The sequence below is a fragment of the Elusimicrobiota bacterium genome (assembly GCA_016218575.1).
Taxonomy (GTDB): domain Bacteria; phylum Elusimicrobiota; class Elusimicrobia; order UBA1565; family UBA9628; genus JACRDN01.
Genome location: JACRDN010000019.1, coordinates 59,635 through 79,593 on the forward strand (window position 1 = coordinate 59,635; position 19,959 = coordinate 79,593).

Genomic DNA, 19,959 nt, shown 5'->3' on the forward strand with positions numbered 1-19,959 from the left:
GATGGAGATTCCTCATGGCTGAAATACAGCTCACCGATGAAATTTTCGACAAGGAAGTGATCCAAAGCGCCCAGCCGGTGCTTGTGGATTTCTGGGCTCCCTGGTGCGGTCCCTGCCGAATGCTCGCCCCTCTGGTCGAGGAACTGGCCAAGGAGTACGCCGGGAAGATCAAGGTCGCCAAGATCAACACGGACGAGCACCCAAACGCGGCCGGGCGCTTCAAGATATCGGCCATTCCCACTCTTCTCTTTTTCAAGGGAGGCAAGGTCGCCGAGCAAATGGTGGGCGTTCATTCCAAGGCGGAGATAAAGAAGACCCTTGATTCTCTTCTGGCCGCGGTCTAGGCCGAGTTTCTCGCTTTACTGAGCGGCCCCGGGGTCCTTCCTCGCTTAAGTCGCCACTTTTTTATGACCCAATCCCCGCGGTTCTATCTGGTGGACGCCCATGCCTACCTGCACCGGGCCTACCATGCCCTGCCGCCTCTGACCAACTCCAAGGGCGAACCCGTGGGGGCGCTTTACGGATTTGCCCGCATGCTCCTCCAGCTCATCAAGCGGGACAGGCCCGAGCGCCTGGCCGTTTGCTTTGACACCCCCGAGCCTACTTTCCGGCACAAGGCCTATGTCCAGTACAAGGCGACCCGCAGGGAGATAGACGGGGATCTCCTGAGCCAGCTCAAGTCCGCCCGCGAGATGGTGTCGGCCATGGGGCTGGCCTGCGTCGAATGCCCCGGCTACGAGGCCGACGACGTGATGGCGACCTTGGCCTGCCGCGGGGCCAAGGAGGGCCTCGAGTGCGTGCTCGTGACCGGAGACAAGGATGCCCTCCAGATGGTGAGGCCCGGGATACGGGTGTTCAACGCGTCCAAGGGTATCTGGATGGACTCGGCCGAGATAGAGGCCAAGCTGGGAGTGGGGCCGGAGGCGGTCGTGGATTATCTGGCCTTGGTCGGGGACAGCTCGGACAACATCCCCGGGGTGCGCGGGGTGGGCCCGGTGGGCGCGGTGAAGCTCCTCAAGAAATTTGGCCCGGTGGAAAGCCTGCTCGACGCCGCGAAATCCCGCCATCCCGGCATGGCCCCCAAGCTCGCGCAAGCGCTGTCCGCCGGGGAAAAGAGCCTGCGCGAGGCCCTTTCCCTTCTGCGGCTCAGGGAAGACGCTCCGGTAGCCCTCGAGCTCGACGCCTGCGGGGTTCCCTCGGCTCCCAACAACAAATTCCTGGAGGTTTTCGGCCGGCTGGAGTTTCATACCCTAATAAAGGAGCTTGCCGGGAGCTCGGCTCCCGCAAGCTCCTCCGCTGAGAAGCTGTGCCATGATGTCCCGTGGGAGAAAATCGAGCCTCTCCTGGCCAATGCAAACGAATTCTCCGTCCTGGTCCAGAAGGAGGACGGCCATGACTATCTGGCTTTCGGCCTATCCGAGGGGAGTCTGGCCGTTCTGGAGGCAGGCCAGGCCGCGGCCTGCCGGGAACGACTTCTGCGCGTTTTAAAGGGCAAGGCCATCAAGGCGACCTATGATTTGAAGGAAACTATGGAATGCCTGGGCTCCCTCGGCATCGAGATGGCCCCTCCTTATTTCGACGCCAAACTCGCGGCTTACTGCCTGAGCCCGGCGCGCGTTCCCGACCCAAAGGCCGCGGACGGCGGGCGCCTGGGCTGGCGCGACCTCTTGCGCCTGCGCGCGGGCCGGGCCGGGCGGCGCCTGGAGCTTCTGAGGCGCATGGACGAGGCCGGGGTGCTCAAGCTTTACGAGGGTATGGAGCTTCCCTTGGTCCGCGTGCTCCTGGAGATGGAGAGAGAGGGGGTCGCGGTGGATGGGCCTTACCTGCGCCGCCTTTCCGGAGAGTTCGACTCCGAGATATCCTCTCGCAAGGACGAGCTCGATCAACTCGCGGGATTTTCCTTCAACGTCAATTCCCCCAAGCAGTTGGGCGAGCTTTTGTTCGACAAGCTGGGGCTGCCAGTGGCCGGGAAAACCGCCGGGGGAGGGCGCTCCACCAACGAGGAGGCCTTGCGGATTCTCTCGGCCGCGCATCCGATCCCGGCCAAGGTGCTCGAGTACCGGGAGCTCTCCAAGCTCAAGTCCACCTATATAGACGGCCTCCTTTCCCGCTTGGATTCCGGGACCGGGCGGGTCCATACCCATTTCGACCAGACCGGCACCGAGACAGGCAGGCTCTCGAGCTTGAACCCGAACCTGCAGAACATACCCATCCGTTCCCTCCTGGGCCAAAAGATCCGCAGGGCCTTCATCGCCAAGCCCGGGCATTGCCTGGTCTCCGCCGATTATTCCCAGATCGACCTGCGGGTCCTGGCCCACGTTTCCCAGGACCAGGTCCTCCTCGCGGCCTTCGAGCGCGGCGAGGACATCCACCTGCGCACGGCCTGCGAGATTTTCCGCGCGTCCCCGTCCGATGTGGACCCGGAGATGAGGCGTCGCGCCAAGGCGGTCAATTTTGGTATCGTCTACGGACAAACCGCTTTCGGCCTGGCCGGGGAATTGGGCATCCCTCAATTCGAAGCCGCCTCGATAATCAAAAAATACTTTGAGCGCTACCAAGGAGTGGCTGAGTGGATGGAAAAGAACCTGGCCCGCGCCCGGGAGGAAGGCTTGGTTAGGACTTTCCTGGGGCGGCTGCGCCTCCTGCCGGATATCGCCGCCAAGAACACGGTCCTTCGCCAATTCTCCGAGAGGGCGGCCCGCAATACCCCGATCCAGGGAGGATCGGCCGACATCATCAAGCTCGCCATGCTCAAGGTCCACGAGGGGCTGGGAGCGCGGGCCAAGATGCTCCTGCAGATACATGACGAACTTCTCTTCGAGGTTCCCCTGGGCCAAGAGAGGGAATTCGCGGCCTGGGCCGCCAAGGCCATGGAGGGCGCGGTGTCTTTGAGCGTGCCCTTGGTCGTCTGCGCCAAGGCCGGGCCCAATTGGCAGGACATGGAGCCGCTTAAGTGAGTTCACGGGTATTCGGCCACGAGCCCATTAATTTCCGCCACCTTCCTCCCGTCATCAGGGTCTTGATCGCCGCCAACGTCGCGGTGTTCCTGGCCAGCCTCCTCGTCGGCCCCCAGTTCTACCAGCTTTTCGGCCTGGTGCCGCGCCGTGTGATCGAGGACCGCTGGATTTGGCAGCCGATCTCCTATCTTTTCATCCACGAGAATTGGGTCCATCTCCTCTTCAACCTTTTCGCTCTGTGGATGTTCGGAATGCCGGTGGAATCCCAATGGGGGGGGCGCGAGTTCGCCAAATATTACCTCTTGTGCGGGCTGGGCGCGGCCTTGGCCACGGCGGCGCTTTCCCCTCATTCGAGCGTCCCGGTGATCGGCGCCTCCGGCCCGATCTACGGCCTGTTGGTGGCCTTCGCCATGCTCTACCCCGACGCGGTGGTCTATCTGTATTTCTTGATCCCCTTGCGGGCGGCGCACATGGCCATCCTTTTCGGGCTCGTGGAGTTCTTCGGCGTCGCCTCCCAGGCCAATTCCGGCATCGCCCGCCTGGCCCACCTGGGAGGGATGGTGACTGGCTACCTCTATATACGCTGGTGGTGGGAGGTCAAGATCCGGGCCAAGGCTTTCTGGAAGGGTTTGGGGCCGCAGGCTCCGCCTAAGAGGCAGGCCCGCCGAGCCGGCCGGGTCCGGGCCGAGGTTCCCGGGGAAAGCGCGGCCATGGAGGAAGTGGACCGGGTTCTCGACAAGATATTGGCCAGCGGCCTTGACTCTCTCACCGAGGAGGAGCGCGAGATCATGAGGCGCTACTCCGAGAGGCAGAAGCACTGATGCTGGTGGTGGGGCTGACCGGAGGCATTGCGGCCGGCAAGAGCTCGGCCTTGAGGGAGTTCTCCCGGCTGGGGGCCCGCGGCGTGTGCCTAGACGAGATCGCCCATGAGCTTTGCCGCAAGGGAGGGCCCGGCTACCGACGCGTGGTCCGGGCCTTCGGGGATGCCGTCTTGCGCCTCTCAGGCGAGATCGACCGGGGAAAGCTCGGCGAAATCGTGTTCTCCAGCCGCTCTGCCAGAAAGCGCCTGGAGGCCCTGCTCCATCCCTTGATCTTGGGGGAAATGCGCCGGCGCCTGGCCCGAAGCAAGGCTTCCGTGGCCGTGGTGGACGTTCCCCTTCTTTTCGAGGGCGGGCACGTGGGGCTTTTCGACGTGACGGTCCTGGTATGGGCCGACCGCTCCCTTCAACTGCGCCGGCTCATGGCCCGGGGGGGGCTTTCCCGCGCGCAGGCCCTGCGCCGGCTCGAGGCCCAGTGGCCTCTCGGCCGCAAGGCGGCCTTGGCGGACGTCGTGATCCGCAACGAGCGCAGCCTTCAAGATTTGAAGTCGCAGGTCAGGCAGTATTACAAGGCCTTTGAGCTCCTTAGCTTGGGCGCTGCAAGCGCCCGCTCGGGGAAGTAAGTGGAGGAACCCATGGAAAGCACGACCAAGCCGGTCCAGCCGCCCCCGCAGACGCCGCAGCAGCTCCCCACCAAGCAATTGGATGTGACCCAGCTCGCCAAGCTCACCATCCCGGAGCTGACGGCCATAGCCAAGGACCTTAAGCTCGAGGGAATTTCCGGCCTGCGCAAACAGGAGATCATCGCCAAGATTTTGGAGGGGCAGCTCAAGGCCAACGGGATGATCTATGACGAGGGGGTGCTCGAGATACTGCCGGACGGCTTCGGTTTCCTGCGCTCCCAGGACTACAACTACCTGCCCGGCCCGGACGACATCTACATCTCTCCCTCCCAGATCAAGAAGTTCGGCCTGCGCAAGGGCGACACCATCGCCGGGTTCGTGCGGCCGCCCAAGGATGGGGAGCGCTTCTTCGCCCTCCTCCAGGTGAAGAAGGTCAACGGCATCGACGCGGAGACCTTGAAGGACCGGACCTTCTTCGACAACCTGACCCCGCTGCATCCGGACAAGAAGTTCGTCCTCGAAGGCGAGCGCACCGAGCTCACCACGCGGCTTATGGACCTCATCGCTCCCATCGGGAGGGGCCAGAGGGGCCTCATCGTGGCCGCGCCCAAGACCGGCAAAACCGTCATTCTCCAGAAAATCGCCAACGCCGTCGCGGCCAATCATCCAGGGGTCATCATGATGGTCCTCCTGATCGACGAGCGCCCGGAAGAGGTCACGGACATGCAGCGCAACATCAAGGGCGAGGTCGTTTCCTCCACTTTCGATGAGCCGGCCGAGCGCCACGTACAGGTGGCCGAGATGGTGCTCGAGAAGGCCAAGCGCTGGGTGGAGCTCGGCAAGGACGTGGTGGTCCTGCTCGACTCGATCACTCGCCTGGCGCGGGCTTACAACACCATCACCCCATCGAGCGGGCGGGTGCTTTCCGGAGGCTTGGAGGCGACGTCTCTCCAGAGGCCCAAGCGCTTCCTGGGGGCCGCGCGCAACATCGAGGAGGGGGGAAGCCTCACCATCATAGCGACCTCCTTGGTGGACACCGGAAGCCGCATGGACGAGGTCATCTTCGAGGAGTTCAAGGGGACGGGCAACAGCGAGGTTTACCTTGACAGGAAGCTCGCCGACCGGCGCATGTTCCCGGCCTTCGAGATCAACCGCTCCGGTACCCGCAAGGAGGAGCTCCTCCTGACCGAGGACGAGATCAACAAGATGTGGATTTTGCGCAAGATCCTGGCTCCCTTGGGCTCGGTGGAGGCCATGGAGCTTTTGCGCGACAAGCTTCTGGCCACGAAGTCCAACAAGGACTTCCTCAAATCCATGGAAATCTCGAACCTTAGCTAAATAGTGCCTCTCATGGGAGCTCTCGCCCTTTTAGCTCTTTTAGGCCCTTTCCCGGCCGCGGCCCAACCCGCCCAGCCGGGCCTGCGCGCCTGGGAGCGCTACTGCGTCCTGACGCCGGCTGGGCCCGAGGAGCCGGACTCCGAGATGTTCAGGAAGCTCAAGAGGCTGGTTTACTCCGAGCATAGGATTTCCCGGGGCGAGGGCAGCGTCGGGGCCCTGGCCGCCCTGTACGGCACCACCACGATGAGCCTGCAGTCCACCAACAACGAGGAGCTCTTGATCTTGAACCCCGGGCGCAAAATAATGGTCCACAACAAGGACGGCCAGCTCTACGAGGTCAGGAAAGAGAAGGAGACTTTGAGCCAAATCGCGGCCAAGCATTACCGCGGCCGGGCCCAGGCCCAAAAATTCAAGGAATCCGTGGTTTTGGCCAACCGCCTGCCCGGCAGCGCCCTCCTGGGCGATTACGAGTTCTCTCGGGGCGACAAGGTCCTCCTGCCCAAGGTCATCGTCTTGTTCGACACCTACCGATTCCCGTTCCAGGGCTGGGGCTGGGGGCGCATCAGCTCCCGCTTCGGGACCCGCTACCACCCGGTGCTCAAGCGCCTCAGGTTCCACGATGGCCTGGATATCGCCAGGCCCTGGGGGACGCCCGTCTATCCCTCCCGGAGCGGCAAGGTCGTGGAGGCCGGCTGGCACGAGGGCTACGGGATGCTCATAGAGATACGGCACTCCGACGGGGCCACGACCCGCTACGGCCACTTGTCCAAGATATGCGTCAAGCCTGGCGACGCGGTGCAGCGCGGCAGGACTTTGATCGGCCGCGTGGGCTCGACCGGCCTCTCCACGGGCCCCCACCTGCACTTCGAGGTGCGCGACAGGAACGGCAAACCCGTCAATCCGGGGGCTAAGATCGGCCGCCGCTGACGGCGGGATCGGTTTGGGATTTCTCCGGGGCGAATAAAGGCAGGCGGAAATAGAAGCGGCATCCCTTGCCCGGGGAGCTGTCCACTCCTATCGCGCATTCGTGGAGTTCGAGGATTTCCTTGCAGATGGCCAGACCCAGGCCCGTTCCGCGGTAGCCGCTGCCTCCCTTGGGGCGATTGATCTGCACGAACTTATTGAAGAGATCGGCGAGCATCTCCGCCGGGATTCCCGGGCCGTCGTCGATCACCTCCACCAGCACTCCCGCCGGAGCGCCGGCGGGAGTGGCCTTGAGGATGACGCTGGAGGCGGCGAAGCGCAGAGCGTTGTCGAGGAGGTTTCCCAGCACCTCCGAGATCAGCTCGCCGTCGGCATGGACCTTGGCGAGCTCATGGGGCGTTTCACAGCGAATCTCGATCCGCCCGGCAAGCTCGTCGCGGGAAAGGCGCAGTCCCGCCAGGACTTCCTCGAACAGGGGCTTTAAGTCCAGCGTCGTTCGGCTGGCCCGCGCGCGGCCGGATTCCAGGCGCGAAATGTCGAGGAGGTTGTTGATCATCCTGGCCAGGCGCGACAGGTTTCTGCCCACCAGAGCCAAGGTTTCCTTCTGCTGGCCAGAGAGGGCTCCCAGCAGGCCCTCGCCCAAATTGTCCACGCCGCCCATGGCGATGCTCAAGGGCGTGCGCAGCTCGTGGGAGACCGTGCCGATGAGGTCATCCTTGAGCTGGTCCATTTTACGCTGTTCCTTGATCTCGGCCTTGAGCTGCTCGAGCTTGCGCAGCTCCTCCATGGACTGGCGCTGCAGCCTGTGACGCTCCACCGCGTACCAAATGGAGCGCTTGAGAAGCCTCGAGTCCGAGGTGGCCTTGACCATATAGTCTTGGGCGCCCAGGCGCATGGCCTCGAAGGCCAGGGACTCGTCGCCCATATTGGTCGTGACCAGGATCGGGATCTGCGGCCCTCGGGCAGAGATCCGGTGCATGGTCTCGATTCCTCGACTGTCGGGAAGCACGAGGTCGAGGAGGAGGGCGTCGAAGGAGCCGCTTTCGAGGAGTTCGAGGCCGGCGTCAAGCCGGTCGGCGTGCGTGATCTTAAATTTCATGCCCATTGAGTCCGGCTCGTCGAGACAAAGGCGGATGATCTCGACGTACTCGGGATCGTCCTCGATGACCAGTATCTTCAACGCTTCTTGGCTCATGCGCTTCTCCGCATAGGCAAGGTCACTCGGAAGATCGAGCCGTGCCCGGGCCGGCTTTGGGCGGAGATCCAGCCTCCGTGCCGGAGCGCGATCCTCCGGCAGAGGGCGAGCCCGATGCCGTGTCCGGGGTAGCGATCGCCCCCGTGGAGACGCACGAAGGGATGGAATATCCTCTCGAGATTCTTCTCCTCGATTCCGATGCCGTTGTCGGTGACAGTTATCTCCGCGAAGCCCACTTCAGGGGCGCTCCACGAGATCCGGATCATGGCCGGCTCCTCCGGGCGCGCGAATTTCAAGGCGTTCGCGATGAGATTGGCGAAGAGTTGGCGCATTTGCGCGGGGTGGGCCTCGAGAACGGGCAGCGGCGTCTCTCTAATGACGGATCCCTTGGCCTCGGCCAGGGGGGCTTGGAGGTCGTCAAGAGCTTCCATCAGCGCCTGGTTTAGGTCCGCCGGGATGAGCGCTCTCCGGTCGCGCGTGACCTGGGACAGCTTCAAAAGCGACTGGATGAGCTCGGACATGCGCCCGGCGGAGCTGCGGATGCGGTGGAGGAAATGCTTGGCCGTGGGGTCGAGCCCAGCGCCCAGGTGTTTCTCTAGGAGGTTTCCGAACGCGATGATTTTGCGCAGGGGCTCCTGCAGGTCATGGGAGGCTGCGGAAGCGAACATCTCGAGTTCGCTGTTGGATCGCGCCAGCTCCTCCAGTTTTTCTTTTAAAGGAGAAAGGATCTCATAGGAGCCCCCTTGGCTCCCGGATCGCCCTTGGGAAGGCATAGGTGTTTCCCCCCGAATAAGAGCAGTTTAGCCCCAATTCTCGGAATTGGCAAGGGTGGAAACAGGATTAAAATAGGGCCAAGGGGCCCACGCAAGCATGGGCCTTCAGCGTTAGGGGGCTTGGACCTTTGGACCCATGGGGCCTTGCCCCATCTTCGATAAGATGCCGCGAGCCTATGAAAATGACTGTGCGGGGATTGGGCGTTTGCCTTCTATTGCTGAACGGCCCAAGTTCGGCCTCGGGAGCCGTTTCCGGAGAGTTCAGGCCTGCCACGCCCGATCTCCGGCTGCACAGCCCTTCCATTGCCCTGCCTCCGGTGCGCATCCTTCAGGCGGGGCTCAAGCTTTTCCCGGTCGGTGATATACGCCCGCGTGCGCGTCCCAAGCTCGAGTCTTGGGGAGCGCTCGGGCCGCTATTCGATGGGGATATTCCCTGCGCCCTCCATTCAGATACCTTTGAGATTCCGACCGACCATGAAGGCAACCCGCTCATCGTTCCCGGCCATCTCGTTCATTTACTTCCCTCCGCGCGCGCGACGCATCCGCAGGCTTGGACCGCGCAGGCCAATTTTCACCTCCACAGCCGCTTCTCAGACGGGAGCTTGGAGCCAGAGGATGTGGTCGCGGCCCTGCATGGGGCGGGAGTCCGGGAATTCGCCCTCACCGACCATGACACAGTCACTGGGGTCGAGCGGGCTTGGAGAAAGGCCATGGAACTCGGGATGAGCATCCACCCGGGCATAGAGCTTAGCGCCGAGCGGGGTATTCATATCGGAGCCTTGGATGTGGACATTTTTAATCCTGGCCTCGTCGCGCTCCTGTCCCGCATCCGTGCCATCCGCCTGCGCAAGGCCCATACCTTCATCCAGCAATTGAAAAAGCTCAAGAACGTCGCGATCAGCATCGAGGAAGTGATCGCCCAGTCCTATTTCAATCAAGGCGGGACCATCGAGATCGTGCATTTGGCCCGGGTTCTGGTCCAGAGGGGGCTCATCCACAGCGTGGACGAGGCTTACACCACGTATCTCACCCCCGACGTCGTGGGCAGCGCCGGGGATCCCAATGACCCCAAGGCCGAGGAGATATTAGGCATCGTCAGGGCGTCCGGGGGCCTGGCCTTCCTCAATCATCCCTACACGATCCGGGGCGACGATCCCGCGGATATATTGAAGAAGATCAAAAGCGTGCTCGGCATGGGTGTTAACGGCATCGAGGTCTACCGGCCCGTGGGAGACAATCCCCGGCGCGCCGACGACCAGGCGGGCCAGTACCTGCTTTGGGTCGATGAGTTTAATCTCCTGGCCGGCAACGGCGGAGATTTCCACGGCATGGACACGCGCCTCAACAATCTTGCCATCCATATGCCCATAATCTTGGCCGACCAGCTTCTGGAGGCGCTCCGGGAGCCTCAGCGCAGAGCCTTGGCGGCCCTGCAAGGGCGCCAGCGCTGAGGCGCTGTGAACGTCGTCCTGTGCGATCCCGAGATCCCCTGGAACACCGGCAGCATAGGAAGGACCTGCGTGGCCACGGGGAGCTCTCTGCACCTGGTGGGCAAGTTGGGATTTTCACTGGAAGAGAGGCAAATTCGGCGCTCGGGGCTGGATTACTGGACGAGCCTCAAGCTCGTCCGCCACGAAAACTTCGCGGCATTTGAAAACTCTCTCCCGGAGAACGCCTCACTCATATTTTTCTCCACCAGGGGGGCACGCACTCTGTGGGAAGCTCCCTTTGAACGGGGCAGCTTCCTCATATTTGGCTCCGAATCCCGCGGCCTGCCGGACGCGCTTTTGAAGCGCTACGAGGATCGCGTCTACCGCATACCCATTTCCGGGGCCGTGCGCTCTCTCAATCTTTCCACCGCCGCGGCCGTGGCGCTCTACGAGGGCCTGCGCCGAAATAAAGCTGTAACCTGAGGAGCCTATCCTTGTTGTGCCGCCATGAGACTCGCCCCGCTCGCCCTGTTGTTAGGCGCTTTGACCGCTCCACTGGCGGCTGAGCCGATTTATCGGCTGAGAGACCAGGGAAAGTTCATGCCCCGCGGCCAGCCCATCGAGTTCGCTGACCGCTTCGGCTGGAAGCATTATGAAGCGGACCTGTCCTTCGGTCTGGTTTTGGAGGAAAGGGCTCTTTCCCGAGATTCCAGGCTCTCCCTTAAGGTCATCCGCAAGGACTCCAAGGCCTGGTCCTTCACCTGCAAGGCCAGGAATGGCGCCCTGCAGGCCAACATCAACCTCCTGATCGGCAAGGGCATCTCCGTGGTCATGGAGTGCCCCATTCCGCCCAAGGAATTCTCCAAGGCCGTGAACATGGATCCCCAAGACGTGGGCGAGCCGCGCCTGGTCTTCCAGGCCATGGTGCGGGACGGCCAGGTGGGTCTCGGTCCCCAGCGGGGGATTGCGCTGCCCGCCGTTGGACAGGCCGAGGCCACGGAACTCGGGCCCTATCTCGCCTCCCCAGAGGACTCGGGGGGGCTGTCCGTCATATTTCGTAGTTTGAATGATTAGTCTGAACGATTAAATAGGGAGAGTTTATGAAGATGCTGCTGGGCGTCCTCTTCTGCGCCGGCCTGGCGGCCGGCGCTTACGGAGACCTCGAGAGCTTCGATCTTTCCGGCTTTGCTTCCCCGCCCGAGACCTTCCTCGAGCAGCAGATCTCCGAGATGGTCAAGGAGCACCGCAAGGGCGATCTCGAGGACGCCCGGGGCATCCAGACGAGGCTCGCCCGCTATTACCGCGACAAGGGGGACGCGGGCCGCGCCGCGGTGGCCGAGAAACTGGCGTCGGCATCCGAGCCGACGCCGGTAACGAATGCCGCATCTGCTCCGGCGCAAGCGCGCGGCGAGGAGAAGTCCGGCGTTTCGGGTGCGCCGAGCCAGGCAGAGGCTCCACCCGTGCGGGGCTCTGAATTCCACGGCCGCTACTACCGCATGGAAGGAAGACTTCTCCACACCTGGGACTTCAACGAGGACGGCACCTTTTACCATGCGACAGTCATTTCCGGGTCGCGCACCGGAGAAAGAGGCGAGTTCGAGGTGAAAAAGGGCGAAATGATTTTGCGCGTCAAAAGCCAGGCCAGCGCCTTCATGGCCCAGGGAGTCGGAGGAAGATCGACTGTGCTCGGGGGCGGGCAGGAGGCCTCCGAGGAGGTCCGTCGCCTCAAATTCAAGCCCCTCGGCCCCGGCGGCTCGGAGGGCATCCTCCTTGACGGCCAAAAGCTCAAGCCCAAGAGCTGGTAGCGGGAAGTTATCCACCGAACTTCGCGGCGGAGTTTGGTGAATAAGTCCGTTCGCGGAGGGCCGGCTGACCCCCGCGCCGCGCTTCCCATTTGTTTTCCCGACGGAATGCTATAATCTGCTTCCCGGGGTATAGCTCAATTGGCAGAGCGCCTGGTTTGGGACCAGGAGGTTCTCAGTTCGACCCTGAGTACCCCGAATCTGCCCCGGTGGTCAATGCATCAAGGGCCGCGGCAGCGCCTTTCGCCCATCGAAGCCTTCCTCGAGCCCGTGGTAGTGCGTGATGCGTTTTTCGCCCACCTCCCAGCAGAGATAGACCTCCTTGCCGCCCAAACGGCAGGGAAAATCCACCAAAGCGGGGTCGAGGCCCTTGGGGTAGGCTCCGAGATCAAGGATTTTCTGGAAGGAATCATTGACGACGTTGACGAGGAACTGGAGCTGGGCTTTCTCGATGGCGAGCTCCGCGGGGGACGCCTTACCCTGGACCTCGCGCTTCTCGAGGGCCTTGACCTTGGCCGTGGCCTTGGTAGCACCCTCCAGGATGACCTTGAATATCTTCTCTAGATCAGGGATCAGGGCCTCGGCTTCCTCCAGCTGAAAGTATTTCATCGCGAGGCGGGGGCGTATTTGAGCCCGGCCCGGGCTTGGCGCCGGGCCTTGCCCTTGCGCAGCTTCTCCATCTCCCGAAGTTTTTCAGAGGTCTGCGGCGATATCCTGATCTCGATCTGATCCACGAGCTCGCGCAGGGCCAGGAAGCGGTTGAGGCTGCGCCGGCGTTCCCGCTGGACGCGGACCCGGATGCCCAAGGGCGGATAGTGGAGCTGGACGCAGTTGGCGGTTTTATTGATTTTCTGACCGCCCTTACCCCCTCCTCGGATGAAGCTTTCCTCGATGAGTTGCGGGTTGATTCCGAGCCGTTGGATGCGCCCCAGAAGGGCCTGGACCTTGCTTGGAGAGACGTCGAATCGTTCGCCCAGATTCACTCAGTGAGGGAGGCCTTGAGGAACTCGCGGTTGAAGCGCGCGATGTTGGAAAACTTGATCTCCTTGGGGCAGGCTGCTTCGCACTCGGTCTCGTTGGAGCAGTTGCCGAAGCTTTCCTCGTCCATGGCCTTGCGCATGGAGAGAGCCCTTCTCGCCTGCTCGGGCCGTCCTTGCGGCAGGAGGGCCAGATGCGAGATCTTGGCGGCCACGAAGAGCATGGCCGCGGCGTTGGGGCAGGCCGCCACGCAGGCTCCGCAGCCGATGCAGGCGGCGGCGTCCATGGCCTCGTCGGCCATGACCTTGGGGACCAGGACGGCATTGGCGTCGGCCGCGTTGCCGGTGTTGACGGAGATGAATCCTCCCGCGGCCATGACCCGGTCAAAGGCCGAGCGGTCCACTGCCAAGTCCTTGATGGGGGGGAATGCCCGGGCGCGGAAGGGTTCGACCGTGATCACGTCCCCGTCCTGGAAGGTCCGCATGTGGAGCTGGCAGGTCGCCGTGCCTCTTTCGGGGCCGTGGGCTTGGCCGTTGATGACCAGGCTGCACATGCCGCAGATGCCCTCGCGGCAGTCCGAGTCGAATGCGATCGGATCCTGGCCCTGGCCGGCGAGGCGCTCGTTGAGGACGTCGAGCATTTCGAGGAAGGACATGTCCGGCGATACTCCCGGCACTTGGTAGTCAACGAGTTTTCCCGGAAGGTCGGGGCCCGCTTGGCGCCAGATTCTCAAGGTGATGTTCATGGACTTTCGCGCTGGGCTCATGCGTAGCTCCTTTGGGCCAGGTGGACGTTCTCGAAGGAGAGAGGTTCCTCGTGCCGGACGGGCTGGGCCCCGGCTCCCTTGTGCTCCCAGGCCGCCACGTGGCAGAAATTCTGGTCGTCGCGCTTGGCCTCGTTGTCCGGGGTCTGGTACTCCTCCCGGAAATGCCCGCCGCAGGACTCGCGACGCTCGAGGGCGTCCTTGACCAGGAGTTCGGCGAATTCCAGGTAGTCGGCCACGCGGCCGGCGCGCTCCAAGGTCTGGTTGAAGTCCTCTCCGGAGCCCGCGACAGAGACGTTCTTCCAGAACTCCCCGCGCAGGGCCGCGATGGAGGAAATGGCCTCCTTGAGGCCCTGCGCGTTGCGCGACATCCCGCATTTGTCCCACATGATTTGGCCGAGCTCCTTGTGGAAGGAGAGGGGGGTGCGTTTTCCCTTAACGGAGAGAAGCTTGGCGGCGCGGCCAGAGGCCTCTGCCTCGGCTTGCGTGAAGGCGCCATGGGTTGTCTCGACCTTGTCGAACTTGGTCGCGGCGAGGTAGCCGCCCAAAGTGGCCGGGATGATGAAGTAGCCGTCCGCCAGGCCCTGCATGAGGGCGGAGGCGCCGAGGCGGTTGGCGCCGTGGTCGGAGAAATTGGCCTCCCCCAGGCAAAACAGTCCCGGAACGGTGGTCATGAGATCGTAGTCCACCCAAAGCCCGCCCATGGCATAATGCACCGCGGGGTAGATGCGCATGGGAGTCTTGTAGGGGTTCTCCCCGGTGATGTGGTGGTACATGTCGAAGAGGTTTCCGTATTTCTCCTCTATGGACTTGCGTCCCAGGCGCGTGAGGGCGGCGGCGAAGTCCAGGTAGACCGCCAGGCCCGTCTCGCCCACGCCCCTCTTGTCGTCGGCCGTCTGCTTGGCCGCGCGAGAGGCCACGTCCCGGGGGACGAGGTTCCCGAAGGAAGGATAACGGCGTTCCAGGTAATAATCGCGTTCCTCTTCCGGGATTCGGTCGGGGGGCCTGCGGTCGCCCGGCGACTTGGGGACCCAGACCCTCCCGTCGTTGCGCAGGCTCTCGCTCATGAGGGTGAGCTTTGACTGGTAGTCGCCGGAGACCGGAATGCAGGTGGGGTGTATCTGCGTAAAGCACGGATTGGCGAAAAAGGCTCCTTTCTTGTGCGCTCGCCAGGTGGCGCTCACGTTGCAGGACGCCGCGTTGGTGGAGAGATAGAATGCGTTGCCGTAGCCGCCGGTGCAGAGGAGGACCGCGTGGCCGGAGTAGGACTCGAGCTTGCCGGTGACGAGGTTGCGGCAGACGATGCCGCGCGCGGCTCCGTCCACGACCACGAGCTCGAGCATCTCCCGCCTCGGGTACATCCGGACCTGGCCGAGCCCGACCTGCCTGATGAGGGCGCTGTAGGCGCCTAGGAGGAGTTGCTGGCCGGTCTGGCCCCGCGCGTAGAACGTGCGCGAGACCTGGGCCCCGCCGAAGGAACGGTTGGCGAGGGTGCCGCCGTACTCCCGCGCGAAGGGGACACCGAGGGCCGCGCAGTGGTCTATGATCTGGTTGCTGATTTGGGCCAGGCGGTAGACGTTGCCCTCCCGGGCCCGGAAATCGCCGCCCTTGACCGTGTCGTAGAAGAGTCGCCAGACGCTGTCGCCGTCATTGGGGTAGTTCTTTGCCGCGTTGATGCCGCCCTGCGCCGCGATGGAATGGGCGCGGCGCGGGCTGTCTTGGATGCAGAAGACCTTGACGTTGTAGCCGAGTTCGGCCAGCGACGCCGCGGCCGAGGCCCCGGCCAGGCCCGTTCCCACCACCAGGACCTCGAATTTGCGCTTATTGGCGGGGTTGACGAGCTTGAGCTCGAAGCGGTGCTTGTCCCATTTTTTCTCGATGGGGCCGGAGGGAATCTTGGAGTCCAGTTTCATTTCAGCGCCTCCCCATCATGAACGCCCAGGCGGGCAGGAACGCGAAGCCGAGAGCCACGGACAGGGCGAAGGCGATCCCCGCTGCCTTGATGAGCGGGCTGTATTTCGGATGCTCGATCCCCAAAGTCTTGAACGCGCTCTGAAAGCCGTGGCTGAGATGAAGGCCCAGTCCCAGCATGGCCGCGACGTAGAAGAGGCTGTAAGCCGGGCGGCCAAAGGAGCTCATCACGAGCTTGTAGAGGCCCCCGGGCTTGTCCCCGTACTTGAAGGTCCAGATGTGCACGGCCAGGAAAAGCAGGATCAGGCCCGCGGTATACCCCATCGTGCGCGAGCCCCAGGTGCGTGCTCCCTTGCCCTGCTCCACGGCGTAGGCGGCGGGGCGGGCGAGGGCGTTCTCCCAGCGGAGCTTCAAGGAAATAGTAATGTGGAGGAGGAAGAGGCCCGCCAGGGCGATCTCCGCTGGCAGAAGCGCGGGATTTTTTTCTAGTTTAGCGGCGTAGTGGTTGAAGCTTTCCTCCCCGACGAGAAGCAGGAGATTTCCCGCCAAGTGAGCGACCAGGAAGCCGCAGAGCAAGAGCCCCGCCAGGGCCACCAGGAACTTCCTTCCGATGGAGGAGGAAAACCAAAGGCATAGAACCCGCATAGAAGCCTCCCAAGAACGACAAACTTGGGTCATTCTAACATTCCATTGACAAGTAGGGCAATTCGCGGCCTTTACACTCCGGACCTGGAGGAATATACTTGGTGGGTGAGATTCCTTCCTGGAAATTTCCGGTTGTGCCTGGGTCTTAGCTTCCTTCTCGGCGTCCCCGCTCTAGCCGCCATAAATCCCGACCTCTTCACCGTCGCCCAGATAGACGAGGTCACCGGCCTGGACCCCGCGGTCCCCTACGTCAACGCGAGCCAGAACCTCGTCTATAACGTCTACGACACCTTGATCGCCTTCGACGGCCCGGCCTTGGACAAGTTCGTGCCGGCTCTCTCGGCCACAGTTCCTTCCTTAAAGAACGGCCTGATCTCTCCGGACGGGCTGACTTACCGCTTCCCGATCCGTTCCGGGGTGAAATTCCACGACGGCTCCCCCATGACGTCCGAGGATGTCCGCTACTCGATCCTTCGCTTCATGCTGACCGACGCGGCCGGGGGGCCCTCGGCCCTCCTCTTGGAGCCGATCCTGGGGGTCACTTCCACGCGGGACGCCTCGGGCCAAATCGCCTTGGACTTCGAGAAGGCGGCCCAAGCCGTGCGCGTTGAGGGAAACGATCTCGTGATCCGCCTGGCGCGGCCCTTCGGGCCATTCCTTGCCATCATGGCGCGCTGGTCCTATGTTTGCCCGAAGGCCTGGGCCGCGGCCCACGGGGAATGGGACGGCTCGGCCGAGACTTGGAAGAAATTCAATAACCCCGCGGCGGAGCGCAGCTATTTCTTCGACCACATGAACGGGACGGGACCCTTCCAACTCGAGCGCTGGGACCGAGCCGCCAAGTACGTCCTGCTGTCCCGGAACGAGAACTACTGGCGAAAGCCCGCGGCTTTAAAGCGAGTGCTCATCAAGACCATCCCGGAGCTTGCGACGCGCAAGCTCCTGCTGCAGGCCGGAGACACCGACCTCATAGACGTGCCGAGGCCCTTCCTCTCGCAGGTCCAGGATCTGCCCGGGGTGCGCGTGGTGGACCACCTGCCGCGCCTGGTGACCGACCCGGCGCTGTTCTTCACCTTTAAGATCAATCCTGCCGCCAACCCCGACATCGGCTCGGGCAGGCTCGACGGGGAGGGCATCCCGCCGGATTTCTTCTCGGACCCGGATATCCGCAAGGGTTTCGCCTACGCCTTCGACTACGAGGCCCTCATGCGCGACACCTTCAAGGGCACCGCGAAGAGGGCCCTGGGCCCGATTCCCCCCAACATCCCCGGCCACGACCCCCGGCAGAAGCATTATGTTTACGACCTAAAAAAGGCCGCGGCGCACCTGCGCCGGGCCTGGGGCGGCCAGGCCTGGGAGAAGGGCTTCAAGTTCACCCTCACCTATAACGTGGGCTCCGAGAACAGGCTGGCCGTGTGCCAAATACTCAAGAAGAACCTCGAGTCCTTGAATCCCAAGTTCAATGTGGACCTGCGCGGGGTGGAATGGGCCTCCTACCTCGACAAGGCCCAGAACCGGATGATGCCGATATTCTCGAGGGGCTGGTACGCGGACTACGCGGACGCCCACAACTTCGTCTACGCCTTCTACCACTCCAACGGCCGCTATCCCTCGGCCCAAAGCTACTCCAACCCCGGGATGGACCGGTTGATCGAGGCCGCCGTGTCCGAGGTGAGCCCCAAGAAAAGGGCCGAACTCTACCGGAAAATATTGGCGTTGGGCTTTGCGGACGTCCCTTCCATCGTGACCATCCATCCGAGAGGGGTTTACGTGATGCGGGACTGGGTCAAGGGCTTCTACGACAATCCCATGTTCCTGGGGCTTTACTTCTACCCGTTGAGCAAATAAAATGGCCGCCGAGGTCAGCCCCGCCGCGGCGTCCCGGGTCAAGAGGATTCTCGAGGGCCTGCGGGTACTTTATCCGGGCGCCCACTGCGAGCTCGGCTTTAGCTCCCCCCTTCAGCTCATCGTGGCCACCATCCTCTCGGCGCAATGCACGGACAAGCGCGTGAATCTGGTGACGCCCGTTCTCTTCAAGAAATACAAGACGGCTGCGGACTACGCTCAGGCCGATCCCGCGGAGCTTGAGTCCATCATACGGTCCACGGGGTTCTACCGGGCCAAGGGCCGCTCCATCAGGGAAATGGCCCGGGCCTTGGTGGAGAGGCACGGCGGCCAAGTGCCGGATCGCATGGAGGAGCTCCTGAAGCTGCGCGGCGTGGCGCGCAAGACCGCCAACGTGGTCCTGGGCACGGCCTTCGGCAAGGCCGAGGGGGTCGTGGTGGACACCCATATCAAGCGCCTGTCCTACCGCCTGGGGCTGACGAACCACAAGGATCCCGCCAACATCGAGAAGGATCTGATGAAGGCCATTCCCCGCGAGGATTGGATATACTTCGGCCACGCCTTGATTTGGCACGGCCGCCGAGTTTGCCGCGCCAGATTGCCCGACTGCCCGAACTGTCTTCTCAACAAGACCTGCCCCAAGCGCGGGGTTTAGGGGTTGGCGCCCGCTTCGGGGAGCACGGTCCAGAAGAAGGTCTTGGTCGCGGCGTTGAGGGCGTCGTCCTTGACCGTGAGGGTCAGGCGGTGCTTGCCCGGAGTTCGAGGAAAGCGGGAGGCCCGTTTGCCGCGCTTGAATCCCAGGTTTATGATCGGCCGGCGGCATTCGTAGTCCCCGCAGGCCTGGCCGGGCACGAAGAAATCATGGATGTATGTCCGGTCCGGCACTGTGTCGAAATGCCAAACCAGTTGAGGCGGCCCGCCATCTATGGAAAAGGTGGTTTCATTGGGAGGAACGTAGAATTTGTTATGCAGGACGCGGTCCCGGACATGAGCCATGATGCTGTAGTCTCCCGAAACCTCGTACCCTTGGAGGCGTTCGTTCTTTTTTAAGAGGGCCATTTCCATGATTTCAGGCGCCGAGCCGTCATCCAAGGGCTTGAGGAAGAGGAACGGATTCATGCGGATGTTGTCCGCCGCTACGACGTTAAGATGAATATGATGAAATGGCTCCCCGAAACTGTCCACTGTCCAGCGGCAGACATTGCCCAGGAAGGTTCCGGCGGGGATGGATCTCAGGGACTTGAAGGCCCTGAAAAGCTCGTCCGGGATCGATCGGCCGTCGATATGGCCGTATTCCCAGATAAACCCATCCGCGTCCTTTATGCCGACTGACCACATAAGGGGATGCGAGCTGTAATTGTTCAGGAAGAGTATGGTCCCGCCCGCCGAGGCTTTGACCGGGCTGCCGGCGTCCGCGCGGATATCCAGGCCTCCATGGAAATAGGGCTTGCCGTCGTTGTTGTAATGCTGGTAGGAGGCGATGGTGTGGCCTATGGATTTGACTTCTACGGGCCAATCGTATCTGGCCCTGGCTCGCCCCGGACCGTTCTCGGCCAGGCGCTGGTCCAGAATTTTGTCTATCCGCCCCGTGGCCAGGCGCCGGTAGGCCGGGTGGAAGTCCCGAGCGAAGGCAACCTCCGGGTCCGCGGAAACGGGCTCGCTCGGCTTGGGCTTCTCCCCGAGCTTCAGCTTGTGGACCGTCTCTTGGATGGCGCCTGGGAAGACTAGTTTCTCCTCGAATTCCTTGGCGGGCTTCTCCGCGCGAGAATAGCTTGCCAATAAAACGAAAGCCGCGGCAGCGGCCTTCTCCAAGGCCTTCATGGGCTAAAGATAGCCTGGATTGCCGGGGTTGTCAAGCCAAGGAAGGTCCAAGACCACGGGCTTTTGAGGGCCCAGGCAAGATCGCGGCAATTTGCTCCGTTTCCGCCCAGATTTGCCTCTAACTGTGGACGCCCAC

At 62.8% G+C, this 19,959-nt stretch carries 20 protein-coding genes and 1 tRNA gene; 13 read left to right on the forward strand and 8 right to left on the reverse strand.

Going from position 1 to position 19,959, the window contains the following annotated elements:
• The first annotated feature begins 14 nt into the window (after window positions 1-14).
• The 6 genes from trxA to HY921_08535 all read left to right on the forward strand — a co-directional run bounded on the left by trxA (window position 15) and on the right by HY921_08535 (window position 6,663).
• Window positions 15-344 carry a thioredoxin gene (gene trxA, locus HY921_08510; GenBank protein ID MBI5630911.1) on the forward strand — a complete coding sequence of 110 codons (330 nt, stop codon included), beginning with the start codon at window positions 15-17 and terminating at the stop codon, window positions 342-344.
• A gap of 63 nt (window positions 345-407) precedes the next feature.
• Window positions 408-2,957, forward strand: coding sequence for a DNA polymerase I (locus HY921_08515; GenBank protein ID MBI5630912.1), 2,550 nt, complete (start codon window positions 408-410; stop codon window positions 2,955-2,957).
• On the forward strand, window positions 2,954-3,778 hold the full coding sequence (locus HY921_08520; protein MBI5630913.1) for a rhomboid family intramembrane serine protease: 825 nt from the start codon (window positions 2,954-2,956) through the stop codon (window positions 3,776-3,778). Before HY921_08515 ends, HY921_08520 begins: the two co-directional genes overlap by 4 nt.
• Complete coding sequence (locus HY921_08525) at window positions 3,778-4,398, forward strand: dephospho-CoA kinase (GenBank protein ID MBI5630914.1); 621 nt, start codon at window positions 3,778-3,780, stop codon at window positions 4,396-4,398. The genes HY921_08520 and HY921_08525 overlap by 1 nt, the downstream gene beginning before the upstream one ends.
• A 12-nt stretch (window positions 4,399-4,410) precedes the next feature.
• Window positions 4,411-5,736 (forward strand): transcription termination factor Rho, encoded by a 1,326-nt coding sequence (gene rho, locus HY921_08530; GenBank protein ID MBI5630915.1) that lies wholly within the window; start codon window positions 4,411-4,413, stop codon window positions 5,734-5,736.
• 12 nt (window positions 5,737-5,748) lie between these two features.
• Entirely contained in the window at window positions 5,749-6,663 is a 915-nt protein-coding gene (locus HY921_08535; GenBank protein MBI5630916.1) for a M23 family metallopeptidase, read from the forward strand.
• On the opposite strand, the gene HY921_08540 is transcribed toward HY921_08535, so the two are convergent.
• On the reverse strand, window positions 6,644-7,855 hold the full coding sequence (locus tag HY921_08540; GenBank protein MBI5630917.1) for a hybrid sensor histidine kinase/response regulator: 1,212 nt from the start codon (window positions 7,853-7,855) through the stop codon (window positions 6,644-6,646). The genes HY921_08535 and HY921_08540 overlap by 20 nt on opposite strands.
• Window positions 7,852-8,628: a hypothetical protein gene (locus HY921_08545; protein MBI5630918.1), complete on the reverse strand. Its 777-nt coding sequence runs from the start codon at window positions 8,626-8,628 to the stop codon at window positions 7,852-7,854. Before HY921_08545 ends, HY921_08540 begins: the two co-directional genes overlap by 4 nt.
• A gap of 176 nt (window positions 8,629-8,804) precedes the next feature.
• On the opposite strand from HY921_08545, the gene HY921_08550 reads away from it, so the two are divergent.
• From HY921_08550 to HY921_08570, 5 genes are all read left to right on the forward strand, one after another.
• A complete protein-coding gene (locus tag HY921_08550) occupies window positions 8,805-10,079 on the forward strand; it encodes a PHP domain-containing protein (GenBank protein ID MBI5630919.1) in 1,275 nt (424 codons plus the stop codon).
• Between the two features lie 6 nt (window positions 10,080-10,085).
• Window positions 10,086-10,541 (forward strand): tRNA (cytidine(34)-2'-O)-methyltransferase, encoded by a 456-nt coding sequence (locus tag HY921_08555; protein ID MBI5630920.1) that lies wholly within the window; start codon window positions 10,086-10,088, stop codon window positions 10,539-10,541.
• A 24-nt stretch (window positions 10,542-10,565) separates the two neighbouring features.
• Window positions 10,566-11,132, forward strand: a complete 567-nt coding sequence (locus HY921_08560; GenBank protein MBI5630921.1) for a hypothetical protein — start codon at window positions 10,566-10,568, stop codon at window positions 11,130-11,132.
• A 26-nt stretch (window positions 11,133-11,158) separates the two neighbouring features.
• A complete protein-coding gene (locus HY921_08565; GenBank protein ID MBI5630922.1) occupies window positions 11,159-11,863 on the forward strand; it encodes a hypothetical protein in 705 nt (234 codons plus the stop codon).
• Between the two features lie 123 nt (window positions 11,864-11,986).
• Window positions 11,987-12,059, forward strand: a tRNA-Pro gene (locus HY921_08570).
• 14 nt (window positions 12,060-12,073) lie between these two features.
• Here HY921_08570 and HY921_08575 read toward each other — a convergent pair.
• Genes HY921_08575 through HY921_08595 form a run of 5 tightly spaced genes read right to left on the reverse strand, consistent with a single transcriptional unit; the run spans window position 12,074 to window position 16,157 of the window.
• Complete coding sequence (locus HY921_08575) at window positions 12,074-12,469, reverse strand: DUF2203 domain-containing protein (GenBank protein MBI5630923.1); 396 nt, start codon at window positions 12,467-12,469, stop codon at window positions 12,074-12,076.
• The gene (locus HY921_08580; GenBank protein ID MBI5630924.1) at window positions 12,466-12,843 is read right to left on the reverse strand and encodes a peptide chain release factor-like protein; all 378 of its coding nucleotides are present in this window, start codon (window positions 12,841-12,843) and stop codon (window positions 12,466-12,468) included. Before HY921_08580 ends, HY921_08575 begins: the two co-directional genes overlap by 4 nt.
• Window positions 12,840-13,583 carry a succinate dehydrogenase/fumarate reductase iron-sulfur subunit gene (locus HY921_08585; protein ID MBI5630925.1) on the reverse strand — a complete coding sequence of 248 codons (744 nt, stop codon included), beginning with the start codon at window positions 13,581-13,583 and terminating at the stop codon, window positions 12,840-12,842. The genes HY921_08580 and HY921_08585 overlap by 4 nt, the downstream gene beginning before the upstream one ends.
• 17 nt (window positions 13,584-13,600) lie before the next feature.
• Entirely contained in the window at window positions 13,601-15,514 is a 1,914-nt protein-coding gene (locus tag HY921_08590) for a fumarate reductase/succinate dehydrogenase flavoprotein subunit (protein MBI5630926.1), read from the reverse strand.
• A gap of 1 nt (window position 15,515) precedes the next feature.
• Window positions 15,516-16,157 carry a succinate dehydrogenase cytochrome b subunit gene (locus HY921_08595; protein MBI5630927.1) on the reverse strand — a complete coding sequence of 214 codons (642 nt, stop codon included), beginning with the start codon at window positions 16,155-16,157 and terminating at the stop codon, window positions 15,516-15,518.
• A 105-nt stretch (window positions 16,158-16,262) separates the two neighbouring features.
• Between HY921_08595 and HY921_08600 the strand changes: the two genes are divergently transcribed.
• Window positions 16,263-18,005 carry an ABC transporter substrate-binding protein gene (locus HY921_08600; protein MBI5630928.1) on the forward strand — a complete coding sequence of 581 codons (1,743 nt, stop codon included), beginning with the start codon at window positions 16,263-16,265 and terminating at the stop codon, window positions 18,003-18,005.
• 1 nt (window position 18,006) lies between these two features.
• A complete protein-coding gene (nth, locus tag HY921_08605; GenBank protein MBI5630929.1) occupies window positions 18,007-18,657 on the forward strand; it encodes an endonuclease III in 651 nt (216 codons plus the stop codon).
• Here nth and HY921_08610 read toward each other — a convergent pair.
• Window positions 18,654-19,823, reverse strand: coding sequence for a M23 family metallopeptidase (locus tag HY921_08610; GenBank protein MBI5630930.1), 1,170 nt, complete (start codon window positions 19,821-19,823; stop codon window positions 18,654-18,656). The two genes, nth and HY921_08610, sit on opposite strands and share 4 nt — an antisense overlap.
• Window positions 19,824-19,959: the final 136 nt, after the last annotated feature.